Raw genomic sequence first — 14,895 nt, forward strand, 5'->3', positions numbered from 1 at the left:
GGCGAAGCACGGTTGCCTATCATAAAGGCGGATTAACAAGGCAGTTGTTATAGGTGGCCATTATCCTACACTGCTCCGCGCGCGCATCGCACTCGCGAGCGATGGAGCAGGCAGGATCGAGTGAGCTGCTGCCGGTTTGATGGACACCCGGTTAAGCTAATCCCACCTTGCGCTCGAACTCAACAGGGCTGAGGCTTCGGTTCACGATGCAAGTGCAACACCTGGTAAGGTGTTGTCGCGATGGGAAGATGTTATGGCCAGCTCAGCCTTGAAGAGCGCATTGCCGCAACCTCGCGCTGGCCGCCACCTGACTTTTGAGATGCCGTTGATATCCCGTCCTGCGCACATGCCACCCACACTTGAACCGGCCTCTCTCGCGCGAAATCCTTCTCTATAGCTAACGGCGCTCGTGCGTAGTCGTCTCGATCTACGCCTTTATTGGTCTCGGACGGATTTCGAGGAAGCGCCGCCGTCGTCCTGTTTTGGAAGTCTGGCAGTAGTGTCTTTGACCATGTTAGTCAGGGCATCGGCGGGAGTTCTCCTCAATGTGACGACGGCCTGCAGCTCATTCAGAATGTCTTCGTTTAGTCGGAAAGCGTCATCGCCGGGGAAGCCAGACCAAGCTCTCATCAACTTGAATTCATCTACTACGATCCGGCTATTAGGATGTTTTTGATAGAAGCCTCCAAGAAGATCATCTCGGCTCACTGCGATCTGGCTAGTAGGTGCGTAGCCAGTTTTGATCGCCATTAGGGTTTGCATTTCCGGCCCTGTGGCGAATTTAAGATAGTCCCAAGCAGCTTGCTGTTTCGACGGGTCTGCGGCAAAGATAACCCCGACATTTCCGGTAGGCGGGAGACTGCCGTTGTCCGCTGCCTCGATCGGCATTGGTGCGGTACGAATCCTAAATCTATTTCCTGCCTGGGTTTCGTAATTGGCCAGGCCACTTGCGGAATCTATGAGTATGCCTAACGAACCTGCCGAGAAGGCTTGACGGGCCTGAGCTTTAGACATGTCATTGCCATGTCGGGCTTCACCAATCTGTCGAAGGATGTCTAGTGCTCGAATTCCCTTAGCATTGTCAAATCCGATTTTTTTGCGATCCGAGTTCATTAGGCTACTACCGAGACTCTGAAGCAGCGCTGCAAAACTCCAGTTTGCGGTCGATTCATACGTAAAGTAGATTCCGCCGCTGGGTGCAGTGATCCTCTTACTGAGAGCACTGAGCTCATCCCAAGTCGCCGGAAGTCTAGCGGGATCACCACCGGCTTGCTTGACGAGGTCAAGGTTGTAGAACACCGTTGGCAAGCTCACGGCGAACGGGATTCCATAAATTTTGCCGTCCAACTTGCCTATGTCTCGCGTGGGCTCGGAAAAGTTAGTTTTGTACCAATCGCTGTCAGCCAGAGCGTAGCCATCTAATGGTACAATGAGCTTCCGCTCGACGAGGACAGGGAGATAGAAGATGCCATGGAACGCTAAATCTGGCAGCCCGCCTGTCAGGCCGTCTCTCAGGGCGCTTTGAATCGCTTGGTCGTAGTCAGCGACGACACGGAGATGAACATTGACGTCTGGGCGTACACTTTTGAATTTTCGTGCGATCTCCTCTTGGACATTCTTGAGAAAATTGGGATCCGTATAGAGGACATTGAGTTCAACCGCGTTCGCCTGTCCGATGAAACAGGTAAGAACTAAAGAAACAGTAAGCCCGAAAACAACGTGTCTAGTGCTCATTTGGCATACCTGCCTTGTTTGGTACTTTTGATGCGACAGGTGGCTTCATTGATTTCCGAACCGCTGATTTAGCGACTTAGTTCCGAGAATATAGCGAACAGTCTGCCAAGCTCCGGGAGCCCAATGAAGAAGAAATGGCCACCGTCCACGGATCGCGTAAGACGATCTGGCGGACCATCCGCCATTTCTGCCATCTCATTGTCAGGCGACAACTCGATTGAATGCTTCTGCGAGAATCGAAAGGCCCTGCTCAAGCTCCTCGCGCGGGCGCGCGCTGAGTGAGACGCGCATACCTTGCGGTATTGGCGAATCTACGACCGCGAACTGCTCGCCGGCACGAAGCAGAATACCAGCATCCGCCATCGCCGCTCCAAACTCACGAGATCTCATACCATCAGGTAACGCCAACCAGCCGAAAAGCGCGTATGGCGAGGCCACGAACGGCAATTTCTTGAGAACATTGGCAGCGATCGCATGACGACTTGCCATTTCATCTCGAATTGCCAGCAGAACCCGCTCGGCAGTTCCATCACGAGTCCAACGACTGGCAATTGCGGCACTAATGGGCGAGGCGAACCACATTGACATTGCCCTGAAGCGCGACATGAGAGGTTCAAGGTGGTTCCCAGCTGGCGCAAGCAGATAACACACGCGTAGCCCCACGGCGGTACTCTTGGAGAGCGTCATGGTGTACCAAGTCAAGTCGGGCCCGAAAGTTGCGATGGGGGGTGGGCTATTTGCAGCTAGCATGGACTGCGCGTCATCTTCGAAGATAAAGATGCGATGTCGACGGGCAACCTCCACGACTTCCCTCCTTCGATCGTTTCCCATCACCGAGGTGGTGGGGTTGTGGATCGTCGGAATGCAATACAATGCTTTTGGGGCGTAGGTCCGGCAAGCGAAATCTAGTGCATCTGGCAACACGCCTTCTGTGTCTATGGGCACACCAACCACTCGGACGCCTAGGAGGTTGCTTAACGACTTTATCTGCGGATACGTGAGAGATTCGGTGAGCAATACGTTGCCAGAGCCGACAACCCCCGCCGCTAGAAGAAAAAGCGTGTTCTGCATACCATTTGTGACAATAACCAAATCGGAGTCAGGCGTATAAGCGAGGCGTCGCCCAAGCCATCGAGCCGCAGCTTCTTTATCTTCGGCCGTACCTCCAAATCGGTGTTGTTGAAATTCGCCTGGCAGCGCAAGGGATGATTGAAGTGCTGCAAAAGTTTCCTGCAGTACGGACTCGATAGCAGGAATAAGAGGGGGTGTAGCCCGCACTAGTTCAATGACTGCGGCCCGCTGCTTGCCAGAGCCCTCAAGGGTCTTGGACGCTGAGGATGAAGTCATACCCCTCCACGTTGAATTTTGGTTTCCAAGCGCTTTTGTCATGAGTGTCAGCTTTCTGCCATTCCGCTTTCAAGGTACCTAGTGTCGCCTACCGTTACCCGACGAAGAACCTGTTTATAGCTACTAAGTCTGGCCTCGAAAATTTCACTACGGGTGGCGACCTTTGGAGCCAATCCTGGCCGTAGTAGCTCGCAGAGCGCCCGTCCACCCATCGTCTGCGGCTGTGGTGGGAAAATTCCAAGCAGATGAAGGATCGTCGGGGCCACATCGCAAATCCCCGATGGCAAAGTGGACGCCGATCCAACGCTCGGAAAGGCTGATCCCGCGACGATGCCCACTGCTGCGAGTTCCTTTGGATGCAGCCCCCCGTGAAGGCCGAGACCGGGCCGGCGATTGTTGTCATAGAAGGTGCCCCCTACGAGGCCGAAGGGGTCGATGGTATCGTCGGCGCGGAAGGAGAAGGCGACGTCTGGTCCCCGGACATGATCCGCGAAGACGAGGCGGTTTGAGAGACTCCCCGGTGCGATGCCGTTGACCTCGTCCTTCGCGCGCGTGAACACAGGCCCGCACCATGGCTCGGATGCAATCGTCGCGACCAACCGAGCGACGTTCACATCATCCGCATCGGCAAGATAGAGTGCGCCGACCTGGCCCGGCACCACCACCAGATCAATATCAGGCGCAGGCACGACGCCTGGCCGAAAACCTGCCGCACGCAGGCTATTTGCCACCGAAACGCGGGTATGGCCCGTGATATGACCATGGTCCGAGATCGCGAACATCTGAACACCCGCCCGTCTTCCCTCTGCTTCCCACCAATCGAGCACACGGCCGAACTGGCGGTCGCAATGAGCTATAATCGAGCGTGTCGCCTCCGCACCCGTGCCGTGGAAATGCGAGGTGACGTCCGGCTCGCCATAGGAAAGAATTGTGACATCGGGACGATATCTCGGCCAGAGGACGTCGAGGAATGCCGAGGTGATCCAATCTTGCCCGATACGATCCGGCTCCGTACTAGGTGGAGCCGCTGATAAGGGACCGACATGGGCTTCAACATCGACGAGCACGTCGTCCGGAGTGCAGGCCTCGCGGAAATGGCCGGAGAGGCGGATATGGCCAAAATCCTCCGCCTTGTGATGGAAAAGCCGGGTGGTGCCTGGCGTGTTGGTGGCGAGTACCGCGAGGTTGCGGCCGGCTGATGCCAGGATTTCGCCGAGCGAGGGCGCTGTATAAAGGCGTCCGCCACTCTCGACGTCGAGGCGGCGCAAGAGATTCGCGTCGGAAGTGTCGATGTAGCGCGGCGGCGCTGCGGAGCGGTCGACAAATTTGTTACCAACCATCCCGTGGTGGTCGGGCGTCGCACCGGTGATGAGGCTAGGAAAGGCTGCACGGGTTTCGCTCGGATAAACGGTGCGGTGGCTAGCCAGCGTGACGCCGGCGGCTTTCAGGCGACAGAGGTTGGGCGTCAGCTCGGGATCGACGAGGTCTGGGCGCAGACCATCAAAGCTGACGATGACGAAGCGTAAATCTTGCATGGGATGAGCGATCGAGGCCAATGTTCGATGTTAGGATAGTTCACTCGTTTGACGATAAAGGCCGCGACGATCTAATGTGGGCCTCTCCGATAACTCGATCTCGCCAAGCGAAACGAAAACGCTGCGGTGAAGGTGAATAAGCTGAAAACTCCAAGATTGCCGGTCGTGGGTAAGGTTAGGAAGGGCGCACGAAGTATTGCGTGTCGACGCGCTCACTCAACGCAACCGCAGCGAACATTTAGACGACAATTGCAGGGCGACTGGCTCGGCGACAAATCCATAAGCAATCGCGCCTAGACGGCCGCGCTTCAATTATGCCGCTTGAGATGTAGTCAGGTTAGTTTTTGCACTTCTTCACATGGCCGCACACCCGTTAATGCCAATCCGAACCATTTTGTGCACTGAAGGATGCGATGCTGAGGGCATGACGAATGCCGCCATCAGGGGCCGCACCCTTGCTGGCTGCAGCTATGGAAATGCTGGAATGGGTGCTTGTGGCGCCATGCCAAGGTTTAGGACAACGCGCTCGTCGCTGGCGTTCCACCCTTCCCGATTGTGAAGCACGGACCGATTGTCGAAGAGAACTAGGTCCCCAGTCCCAAGAGGAATCGCGATCGTCTCTCTCATATTGAATATTGCGGCCCAGACTCGTTCGAGAATCATACGGCTCTGCTCTGGCGTATAGCCTACGATGAGTGCGTCTCGGCGCCGCGGTAACACAACATAAGGTCGCTTGGAGGTCGGGTGGACCGCAACTAGCGGATGAGTTCGACCGTTCAGACGTTTTTCGAGTGATGCCGACGGTCCTTCCATAAAGTCCCAAAAGGCTTGAGATCTGTTGTGGATGCTGTGAATTACCTGGAGTTGCGAGATCTCGGCTTTGAATTCATGAGACAGGCTCTCGTATAGGGAGTACGTGCTCATGAAACCTGTCGCTGGAGCCTTTGGTGGTGCCTTACTGGCATAGAGAAGCGTGTAGGCAGCCGGCTTTTCACGATGAGAGCCATCCATGTGCCAGATCTGCGCATGAGCTCCCTTGTCGCCTACGGGCCGCCCATCCTTAACAACGTTGGAAATGACTTCAACTTCAGGGCGATCCGGAAACTGAGTCGAATGAGCCGATACGTAGGATTCTGGGTTACGCCGTTCGGTGATCAATTCACCGAATAGCGCGGCGAAGCCAGCTACCCCGTCGACATCGAGTCCAGTATTTCGGAAGCGTAGGACCAGGTGCCGATTCAGCGCCTCACGAATCTTGTTTACACGCACATCGGATTTATCTCGCACGAGATCCACAAGCTCGACATTTCTTACGTCCGCCCCAAGTGTCGGCGATATCGGCATAATCACGAGCGGCGACGTTGGTGAATCAGTGACGGACGATTTCGACGGCGAAATCGCGGTTGTTGTTGTCATAGGGCCTCCAATGGATCTGACCGTGGTTGTAGATAGTCCGGTCTTGTCGTGTGGCTCGCTAATGCGATCGTCCGGCGCGACCGTCAGCGTGTTTGTCTGTTTACGTATTTACCAACGACCCGCGAAATCACAGAGCTTCGCGGGTAGAAGCGCAAACGTTGTTTCGTAGAAGTCCTCATCTTTCTCTTCCGATGATCGACAGAACGCGCTGATGTCGTGGGCAACGTGTCCATGTTCAGGATTGGAGCAAATTTCCGAAGGGCGATTTGGACCCATAAGTCGGCTCCCTGGATCATTTACTTTATCGCACCTGCGGTAAGTCCGTCGACAAACCAACGTTGGGCGGCGAGGAAGGCAATGACGAGGGGCAGCACGATAAGAGTGGATGCGGCCATCAGCGCGCCGTAGTCGCTGCCGGCCTCTTCGCTCTTGAAGGCCATGACGCCGAGCGGAGGTGGCATCAGTGACTGGTCGCGCACGGCGATCAGCGGCCAGAAGAGATCGTTCCAGTGACCGACTACTGAGAAGATCGAGAAGGCGATGACAGCGGGAAGCGACATCGGCACCATGATCCTCCAGACTATGGCAAGCTCAGAGAGACCGTCGAGGCGGGCGGCGTGCACTACATTGTCGGGAATGGTTTTGAAAAACTGCCGAAACAGGAAGATGCCGAAAGGCGAGACGACGTAGGGTAAGATAAGCGCCGCATAGGTGTTGAGGATGCCTAATTGGTAGCCGAGGATAAAGAGCGGCAGCGAGAGCACCTGATGCGGCAGCAGCAGACCGAGGAGCACCATGCCGAAGAGTATCTCACGACCTTGAAACCGCAGCTTGGCGAGCGCGTAGGCGCAGGGGGCGCAGACGAGAATCTGCAACGCCAGAATTAGAGTACAGACGATCAGGCCGTTGCCCATGTAGCGTGGTAGCGGCGCTTCGGTCAGCGCCTTGGTATAGTTCTCGACCCCATAAAACTGTGCAGGCCAGAAGGAGAAGAACGCGTGGAAGATCTCTCCAGGCGGCTTCATCGACAGCGACACCATCCAAACGAAGGGGACGAGAATGAGCGCGCCGGTGACGAGCAGCGAGGCGTGCCGAAGAATAGCGGCAGGCGGCGACAGACGGTTGCTGGTGGCGCTCATTGGTAGTGCACCTTTCTATCCATGAGCTGTGCCTGAACGAGGGTAAGCGTCACAACAATCGCAAGAAAGACAACGGCAACGGCGGCGCCATATCCGGTGCGCAGATACTCGAAACTCTCGCGATAGAGTGTGTAGAGCAGCACATCCGAGGCGTGGCCGGGGCCGCCCTGAGTAAGGGTCTTGATCGTATCGAACGCTTCGAACGCCCTCAGTGCCACGACGATGACAACGAACATAGAGATCGGCCCGAGCATGGGCAGAGTAACGGTACGCAGGCGGTCAAGCCAAAGGTCCGCACCGTCGACATCGGCAGCGTCGTAGAGATCCTGCGGGATGCTCTTGAGACCGGCGAGAAATAAGACCATAGCGTAGCCGAGGTTCTGCCAAACACCGATCACGGCCAGGACCGGTAGAGCCGTATTCTCATTGCGTAGCCAGTTGGCGGTCGGCAGGCCTATTGCGTCGAGCGTCTGGTTCACGAGGCCGATCGTCGGATGCAGCAGCGCCTCCCAGGCAATCGCCGTGGCCGTGAGGGTTGCCATAAAAGGAAGGAAGTGGATAGCACGGTAAAATGAACGCCAGGATTTTCCGCTTTCGATCAGAAGCGCAATCAGAAGACCGAGAATGGCAGTGCCCGGCACGACGATCAGGACGTACACGATAGTGTTGACGAGCGAGGCCCTGAAGCCTGGGTCAGCAAACACCTCTCGGAAGTTGGCAAGGCCGACGAACGAAAGAGAAAGCGCTCCGAATTTCCAGTCGGTGAGCGCGATAACAAAGACGCCCATCACGGGCAGGAAGAACAGGATGAGCAGCAACAAGACCGCCGGCCCGGCAAGGATCCAAGCCGCCAGTGCCTCCATACGGGCACTTCTGCGGTGCAGGGAGGCGCCGGTCGCGGACGGCTCGTCGGAGGAGCCGGAAAGAGCAAGAGGCGCGCTCATCTGGCGACCTCTCGGATTGGCGTGAGCGATGCCCGGTTGCATTCCACTTCCCGGCGCAATCGCCGCCCATCACGGGTAAAAAGAAGCACGCGATCCGGCCTAACGCCTACATGCATTGTCTGGCCGGGGGTGATATGAGGCGCCCGTTCGGCAAGCAGTCTCGCGACCAACGGATGATCAACCCCTGCAAGATCGAGATGCACGAAGAGATCGGAGCCCATATGCTCGATCATGCGCACGGAACCAGTCATTTTTCCCTGCCCGCCATGGTCAACGAGATGAAGAGCTTCGGGGCGAATACCGATGGTTAGGTGCACGCCGGCGAGCGCACCGAATTCAATCGCAAGGGCCGATCCGGCGACGTCTATCAGGCCGCGCTCGCGCACAACGCCGTCGAGCATGTTGATCTTGGGCGAACCAACGAATTCGGCGACGCGCCGATCGTCGGGATCGTTATAGATGTCCTGCGGCGGAGCGACCTGCAACAGCTCACCGTCGAGCATCACCGCCACCCGGTCCGACAGCGTCATGGCCTCGGCCTGGTCATGGGTGACGTAGACGAAGGTAACGCCGAGCCGCTGATGCAACTCCTTGATCTCGGCGCGCATCTGCACACGCAGCTTGGCGTCGAGGTTGGAAAGCGGCTCGTCCATCAGGAAAACAGCCGGATGGCGCACCATCGCGCGGCCGACCGCCACGCGCTGGCGCTGACCGCCGGAGAGCTGCGCCGGCTTGCGAGCCAGCAGGTGGCCGATGCCGAGGGATTTAGCCGTACGGGTGACTTCGACGTCGATGTCGGCAGCGATTGCCGCCGTGCCCGGTAGCAAGCGGCCGAGAAGCGGAAGCCTCCGGATGGCCGAGAGCCTGCGCATCCGAAGCGGTAGCGCCATGTTGGAGGCAACCGTCATATGCGGATAGAGCGCGTATGACTGGAAGACCATGGCGACGTCCCTCCGCTTTGGACGCACCCCATCCACCACTCGATTGCCGATCGAGACCGAACCTGCATCCTGCACCTCGAGCCCCGCCAAGACACGGAGCAGAGTTGATTTCCCGCATCCCGATGGACCCAGCAATGTCAGGAACTCACCATCCGCTATAGAGAGCGAAACACCGCGCAAGACAGACGCGGGGCCGTAATTCTTTTGGATCCCGGCAATCAATACGGATGCCATAGCCATGCTTCCACGTCTTGATGAAACCTCTGCGAGCCGCGTCAATGAGATCGACCGTCTGTTTGGACGCGCTCGCTGCGCCTTCTTAAATGCTCGAACTAATACAGCGGGATGACGCTCATCGAATAATTCGATCTGAACATGCGTAGACGCGATGATGTACTGAACGGCAAGGCTTAGATCGCTCTCGAACAGAGCGGGAGATAGGCATCAAGGCTCTTGCGACGCTGCGGCATCGCAATTGACTGAACCTCGTCACCCTTCGCCCAAGTCCGCGCGGACGCTGGGAGGGTTAGGTCCACAATGTACCTAGTTGTTTCTTGAGCGACCCCTTGATACCAAATGCCGCATTGCCTGGTTCCTGAGGTCTCGACGCCAAGACCGTCCCCGCGACGCTGCGCCAGATTATCGCCAGCAGGCCCTCAAACTCGGCGGTCCATCCCGCCCACGAGCGGCGAAGATCGTCGTCAATGACCGTCGCGTTCTCCCAGCCGAGCGCGTGTCATCATCAGGCGTCCTTGCGTCGCCGGCTCTCCGGATTGCGCAAAAGGTGATCCAGCCTTGATTGCCGCGCGTGGACATCGGCGCCTCTCACCAAAGCGATCGGAAGTGATCTTAATCATCGTCCGTTTCTGGCCGCTGCGCGGCATGTGTCGGCGCGACCTTGTCGCTAGGCAATCTTGTTGAAATCTCGGTTGTCGCTGCAAAGCCCGCCTGAGGTCAGTCTTCCTAGACTAGACTATCGCCATCCTTCGTTTGCAAAGTTTTCTTGAGGAATATCACTCTCAATGTGATGATCCGGTGGAAGGTAGCCTACATTGCCATCATTGCAGCGCGAATGCTTTAATTGCGTGTAACATCGTAGGGATATTGCCGAGCGCTTTCACACAAGCCGTATCCAAATAAAGATGGGAATGATCACCAGCGACACTGCACTCTAGTGGATCAAATCTGACATTTGAATCCCAGAGGGGATTCCTCCGGAGCCGATTGCGTGCGAATCTGACGCATGCGCACGGGTATTTCCATCACTATTACACGTGCCGATCGTCTGCGTCTGGGGCGCTCGTGCGGGATCGCAATGCGCCGCAGAAGTAGGTTTGGCGAGCCGAGATCGTGTTTTTGAGTGCGGATGGGGTCGGCACGAACGAGATCAACCGCCGGACCGGCAAGTCCAAGACCTGCGTCTGGCGCTGGCAGGAACGTTTCGCGCACGAGGGCTTCGAGGGCCTGCTGCGCGACAAGGCACGCCCTCGCGCATTGCGCCGCTCGGAGCGGAAGTCGCCGTACGCGTGGTCGCCCTTACGCAAACCGATCCCCCAGCCGAGGCCACGCACTGGACCGCAACCATGATGGCGAAGGCTGCCGGTATCAGGGCAAGCTCGGTGCAGCGCATCTGGCGAGCGCACGGGCTGCAACCGCACCGCGTTCGGCAGTTCAAGCTCTCGAATGATCCCAACTTTGTCAACAAGCTGCATGATGTGGTCGGGCTCTATGTCAATCCGCCCGAGCATGCCATCGTGCTCTCGATCGACGAGAAGAGCCAAATCCAGGCACTCGACCGCACTCAGCCGGGCCTGCCGCTGAAGAAGGGGCGCGCCGCCACCATGAACCACGATTATAAGCGCAACGGCACCACTACCCTGTTCGCTGCCTTCGACGTCCTCGAAGGCAAGGTCATCGGGCGCTGCATGCAAAGCATCGGCATCCGGAGTTCATCCGCTTCCTCAACCGGATCGAGGCTCAAGTCCCCGCCAACAGGGCCGTCCACGTCATCCTCGATAACTATGCGATCCACAAGCACCCGAAGGTCCGCAAATGGCTCGATCGACATCCGCGTTTCACCTTCCATTTCACGCCCACCTCATCCTCATGGCTCAATGCCGTCGAAGGATTCTTCGCCAAGCTCTCCAGACGCCGCCTTAAACGCGGCGTCTTCCGATCAGTCCGCGAACTCAAGGCCGCCATCAACCGGTTCCTCGACGAGACCAATAATGACCCAAGACCCTTCACATGGACCGCAGACCCAGACAAAATTGTCGCCGCCGTCAAACGCGGGCATCAACTGTTAGATTCGATCCACTAGCTCGGCCAATACTCTGGATTTTCGACAAATCAGATCCCCTTTTTTCGCCCCGGCGGCGTGCTGATGCGCCCGGACGATGGTCGAGTCGCCGATCAGATATTCGAAGTCCGGATCATCGGACATCGCCTCGAAGATCCGCCGCCAGACACCCTTGATGCTCCATCGACTGAAGCGCCGGAACACGCTGTTCCAATCTCCAAACGCTTCCGGAAGATCGCACCAGGGAGAACCCGTACGCACGATCCACAGCACACCTTCTACCAACATCCGGTTGTCGCGCCCGCTGGAGCCCTTTTGGTCAGGCCGACCTATGATCAGCGGCGCCATCCGCTCCCACGCTGCGTCGCTCAAAACCAACCGGTCCATCACACCCAAGACTACCTCCCAAAAGGCAGCCTTGAAACTGAATTTGCTAAAATGGAATCCCTAGAGTCCACACCACCTAGGGCTCCCCCGCGACGCGCGGTAAGGTTTGAGTCTTTCCCGCATCCTAGGGCTTCGGTTGCCAAAAGCGTTAAGCCGTCGCATTTGGATCGTGGCGTCGCGCGTAGTCTCCCTGCCTTAGAATCTGTTCCGGCTTTCATGCGGCGGATCGACAAGCTGTTTACGATCTGGCCACTCCTCGGTGCTTGTTTGGGAGGACGACAGTCCATAGTTCGGACCGAAGGCGGCGATCTGGGCGAGCGACGCGCCCTGGAATAGTATATGAGCTTCGAGTCTGACACTTTTGCTCACGCTACGCTCCTTGGCTCTTCCGCACCCATGACTTCGCTCTTTGCCACTGCTGCATTATTTCTCCAGTTAGAGCAGTCGCCACGCGAGACTTCCGTTTCGGGCAAGGCGCAGCCGACTGTAGCGCACTGCCGATAGCGTCTATGTACTCGGTCCGAGAGGGGCGTCGTTGCGGCGCGGCCTGAGCCGAGGACTGTGTCGAGTTCGGTGCGAAGGCCTCGCGCCTCGTTAATAAGGCTAGCAATGTGGGCGACTGTCGCCTCGGCACCGCGCGCACGGACGAAAACGAAATGGCCTGCCCGTATCTCCCGGTAGAGCCGCGCCGGTAACGTGCCGACGAGTGTCTGCAAATTGGTCCACTGATCGGCACGTAGATCGGGAGGTGCGGCGTCGGCGCGTATCCTCTGGGGCTTGAAGAAATGCCGCGCAACGCTCGCGTTGCCGAAAAGCGGAAGCAGACCGCCCTCTCATCGTGCCCACGCCTTTCACCGCGGGACGACGCGGGTCAAGAAACAAGATCGCGCCTGGCCACGCGGATCGAAACCATCTTAACTTTCGATAGTTTCATTCAAAAATGCGATAGACGGATTGGTTAGAGCATAAGACAGCGGTTAGAAGTCATTCAATTCTTTGGCTTCCTATCTCGCAGGTGCTCTATCGTGTCTCTTGTCGCAGAGCGGCTAAGCGTCGTCCGTCCCTCTGAAACGAAAGCTATGACAGCTCGTGCTGCCGAGCTGCGCGATCAGGGGGTCGATGTAATTACGCTCAGTCAGGGCGAACCAGATTTTGAAACACCATCCGCTGTCTGTGAAGCCGGCATCCGGGCGATCCGTGACGGGCGAACAAAATACACGGCGGTGGCCGGGATCAGGCCGCTTCGCCAGGCGATCCGCGAGAGGTTCACCCGCGATCAGGGGCTTGACTACGATATCGACCAGATCACGGTTGGCTGCGGCGCGAAGCAGGTCGTCTTCAACGCGCTATTCGCCAGTCTCGATCCGGGCGACGAGGTGGTGATCCCGACGCCGTGCTGGGTCTCCTATCCCGATATGGTGGCGCTCGCCGGTGGTAGGCCCATTCTCGTCGCCTGCAATGAATTTTACGGCTTCAAGCTGCGCCCCGAGGCGTTGGAGGCGGCGATCACGCCGCGCACCAAGTGGCTGATGCTGAACTCGCCATCCAACCCGAGCGGATCGGTGTACAGCCGAGACGAATTGCTTGGGCTCGCCGCTGTGCTGCGAAACCATCCCCGGGTCCATGTGCTGTCCGACGACATCTATGAGAAACTCACCTATTGCGGCGAGTTTGCTACCATGGCCGCGGTCGTGCCGGATCTCTACGAGCGCACGCTGACAGTCAACGGCGTGTCCAAGGCTGACGCAATGACCGGCTGGCGCGTCGGTTATGGCGCGGGGCCTCTGGCGCTGATCAAGGCTATGAACCTAATCCAAAGCCAGACCTCCTCGCACACCAGCTCGATTTCACAATATGCTGCTATCGAGGCGCTGTCTGGCGACCGAGACCATGTTAAGCACTTCGCGAGCGCCTTCCGGCAGCGCCGCGACCTTGTCGTTGCGAAACTGAACCAGGCCCGGGGGCTTTCGTGTCGGATGCCGGATGGCGCCTTCTACGCCTTTCCCTCCTGCAAGGGTGTTATCGGCAAGCGGATCCCGAACGGTAAGGTGATTGAAACTGACACCGATTTCGCCATGTACCTCCTCAACGCGTTCGGCGTGGCGGTCGTGCCGGGAAGCAGCTTTATGGCCTCACCCTATATTCGAATTTCGTACGCCTCGTCACTCGAGGACCTCATCCGCGCCTGCAATCGCATCATCACGGCTTGCGCCGCCCTCAACTGAAAGCCATCTAGATGACCAAAACGAACGTTCTCGGCGCTCGCGTGGCCGAGCGCCGCCTCGTGCATATCATGGCAGCGCATAGTCCACTTTCGGCAATCCTTGCAGAAGAAGCGGGATTCGACGGCCTGTGGGCCTCCGGCTTCGAGTTGTCGACGCTCTACGGGCTGCCCGATATGAGCCTGATCTCGATGACACAACATCTCGAAATGCTGCGGGCGATCGCGGGACGTACCACCTTGCCGATCGTCGCCGACATCGATACGGGGTATGGCAACGCGATCAATGTCATTCATGCCGTCCGCGAATACGAGCGGGCTGGCGCGAGCGCGGTGGTTATCGAGGACAAGACCTTTCCGAAAGTGACGAGCCTTGGCGACGGGCGGCAGGAATTGCTGCGTATCAAGGAGTTTCAAGGCAAGATCGAAGCTGCCGTCGAGACAAGGCAGGACAGGGACTTTCTCGTTATCGCGCGTACCGAGGCTCTGATCGCAGGTCTCGGCGAACCGGAAGCCCTGGATCGCGCGCAAGCCTATGCCGAGGCTGGGGCCGATATGATACTGGTTCATTCAAAAAAGAAGGATCCTTCAGAGATCGAAAGCTTTTCGCGCGCCTGGACCGGATCGGTGCCGTTAACGATCATACCGAACGCTTACCCGGATCTCAACGCCGAGCGGGTCAAGGCCCTTTCCAATATCCGCATGATGATCTACGGCAATTATAGCATCCGCGCAGCGGCAACTGCGATGCAGAACACCTTCGGCCGCATCATAGCCGACGGGGGCGTCCAGAACGTCCACAAGGACATTCTGCCGGTGGAGGAGATATTCAGATTGCAGAGGATGAACGAAATCAAAGCAGCTGAAGCTCGTTTTCTTCACCAAGAGAATGCACAGACGTAATCGTCCGAACACAACTCGGCTTGTCGTCC

9 protein-coding genes and 2 pseudogenes are annotated in these 14,895 nt (G+C 57.6%); 3 read left to right on the forward strand and 8 right to left on the reverse strand.

What is annotated here, in order from left to right:
- Positions 1 to 435 precede the first annotated feature (435 nt).
- The 7 genes from ACP2YP_RS33610 to ACP2YP_RS33640 all read right to left on the reverse strand — a co-directional run bounded on the left by ACP2YP_RS33610 (position 436) and on the right by ACP2YP_RS33640 (position 9,290).
- Positions 436 to 1,734, reverse strand: a complete 1,299-nt coding sequence (locus tag ACP2YP_RS33610) for an ABC transporter substrate-binding protein (protein ID WP_426420502.1) — start codon at positions 1,732 to 1,734, stop codon at positions 436 to 438.
- 201 nt (positions 1,735 to 1,935) lie between these two features.
- The gene (locus ACP2YP_RS33615) at positions 1,936 to 3,123 is read right to left on the reverse strand and encodes a PLP-dependent aminotransferase family protein (protein ID WP_426420503.1); all 1,188 of its coding nucleotides are present in this window, start codon (positions 3,121 to 3,123) and stop codon (positions 1,936 to 1,938) included.
- A 5-nt stretch (positions 3,124 to 3,128) separates the two neighbouring features.
- On the reverse strand, positions 3,129 to 4,616 hold the full coding sequence (locus ACP2YP_RS33620) for an alkaline phosphatase family protein (protein WP_426420504.1): 1,488 nt from the start codon (positions 4,614 to 4,616) through the stop codon (positions 3,129 to 3,131).
- A gap of 468 nt (positions 4,617 to 5,084) precedes the next feature.
- A complete protein-coding gene (locus ACP2YP_RS33625; protein WP_426420506.1) occupies positions 5,085 to 6,032 on the reverse strand; it encodes a TauD/TfdA dioxygenase family protein in 948 nt (315 codons plus the stop codon).
- A gap of 296 nt (positions 6,033 to 6,328) precedes the next feature.
- Complete coding sequence (locus tag ACP2YP_RS33630) at positions 6,329 to 7,171, reverse strand: carbohydrate ABC transporter permease (RefSeq protein ID WP_426420507.1); 843 nt, start codon at positions 7,169 to 7,171, stop codon at positions 6,329 to 6,331.
- On the reverse strand, positions 7,168 to 8,115 hold the full coding sequence (locus ACP2YP_RS33635) for a carbohydrate ABC transporter permease (RefSeq protein ID WP_426420509.1): 948 nt from the start codon (positions 8,113 to 8,115) through the stop codon (positions 7,168 to 7,170). Before ACP2YP_RS33635 ends, ACP2YP_RS33630 begins: the two co-directional genes overlap by 4 nt.
- The gene (locus tag ACP2YP_RS33640; protein WP_426420511.1) at positions 8,112 to 9,290 is read right to left on the reverse strand and encodes an ABC transporter ATP-binding protein; all 1,179 of its coding nucleotides are present in this window, start codon (positions 9,288 to 9,290) and stop codon (positions 8,112 to 8,114) included. The genes ACP2YP_RS33635 and ACP2YP_RS33640 overlap by 4 nt, the downstream gene beginning before the upstream one ends.
- Before the next feature lie 1,009 nt (positions 9,291 to 10,299).
- On the opposite strand from ACP2YP_RS33640, the pseudogene ACP2YP_RS33645 reads away from it, so the two are divergent.
- A pseudogene (locus tag ACP2YP_RS33645) lies at positions 10,300 to 11,376 on the forward strand (IS630 family transposase).
- A gap of 36 nt (positions 11,377 to 11,412) precedes the next feature.
- Here the strand turns inward: ACP2YP_RS33645 and ACP2YP_RS33650 are convergent.
- Positions 11,413 to 11,751 (reverse strand): annotated as a pseudogene (locus tag ACP2YP_RS33650) (IS5 family transposase); the annotation flags it as partial.
- Between the two features lie 1,070 nt (positions 11,752 to 12,821).
- On the opposite strand from ACP2YP_RS33650, the gene ACP2YP_RS33655 reads away from it, so the two are divergent.
- A complete protein-coding gene (locus ACP2YP_RS33655) occupies positions 12,822 to 13,967 on the forward strand; it encodes a pyridoxal phosphate-dependent aminotransferase (protein ID WP_426420512.1) in 1,146 nt (381 codons plus the stop codon).
- A gap of 11 nt (positions 13,968 to 13,978) precedes the next feature.
- Positions 13,979 to 14,866, forward strand: a complete 888-nt coding sequence (locus tag ACP2YP_RS33660; protein ID WP_426420514.1) for an isocitrate lyase/phosphoenolpyruvate mutase family protein — start codon at positions 13,979 to 13,981, stop codon at positions 14,864 to 14,866.
- The last annotated feature ends 29 nt before the right edge of the window (positions 14,867 to 14,895 follow it).

The organism is Bradyrhizobium genosp. A (assembly GCF_049949275.1).
GTDB lineage: Bacteria > Pseudomonadota > Alphaproteobacteria > Rhizobiales > Xanthobacteraceae > Bradyrhizobium.

Bases quoted from the DNA above. Each gene is read 5' to 3' on its own strand.
- ACP2YP_RS33610 (WP_426420502.1), bottom strand. From the start codon at position 1,734: ATGAGCACTAGACACGTTGTTTTCGGGCTTACTGTTTCTTTAGTTCTT.
- ACP2YP_RS33615 (WP_426420503.1), bottom strand. From the start codon at position 3,123: ATGACAAAAGCGCTTGGAAACCAAAATTCAACGTGGAGGGGTATGACT.
- ACP2YP_RS33620 (WP_426420504.1), bottom strand. From the start codon at position 4,616: ATGCAAGATTTACGCTTCGTCATCGTCAGCTTTGATGGTCTGCGCCCA.
- ACP2YP_RS33625 (WP_426420506.1), bottom strand. From the start codon at position 6,032: ATGACAACAACAACCGCGATTTCGCCGTCGAAATCGTCCGTCACTGAT.
- ACP2YP_RS33630 (WP_426420507.1), bottom strand. From the start codon at position 7,171: ATGAGCGCCACCAGCAACCGTCTGTCGCCGCCTGCCGCTATTCTTCGG.
- ACP2YP_RS33635 (WP_426420509.1), bottom strand. From the start codon at position 8,115: ATGAGCGCGCCTCTTGCTCTTTCCGGCTCCTCCGACGAGCCGTCCGCG.
- ACP2YP_RS33640 (WP_426420511.1), bottom strand. From the start codon at position 9,290: ATGGCATCCGTATTGATTGCCGGGATCCAAAAGAATTACGGCCCCGCG.
- ACP2YP_RS33655 (WP_426420512.1), top strand. From the start codon at position 12,822: ATGACAGCTCGTGCTGCCGAGCTGCGCGATCAGGGGGTCGATGTAATT.
- ACP2YP_RS33660 (WP_426420514.1), top strand. From the start codon at position 13,979: ATGACCAAAACGAACGTTCTCGGCGCTCGCGTGGCCGAGCGCCGCCTC.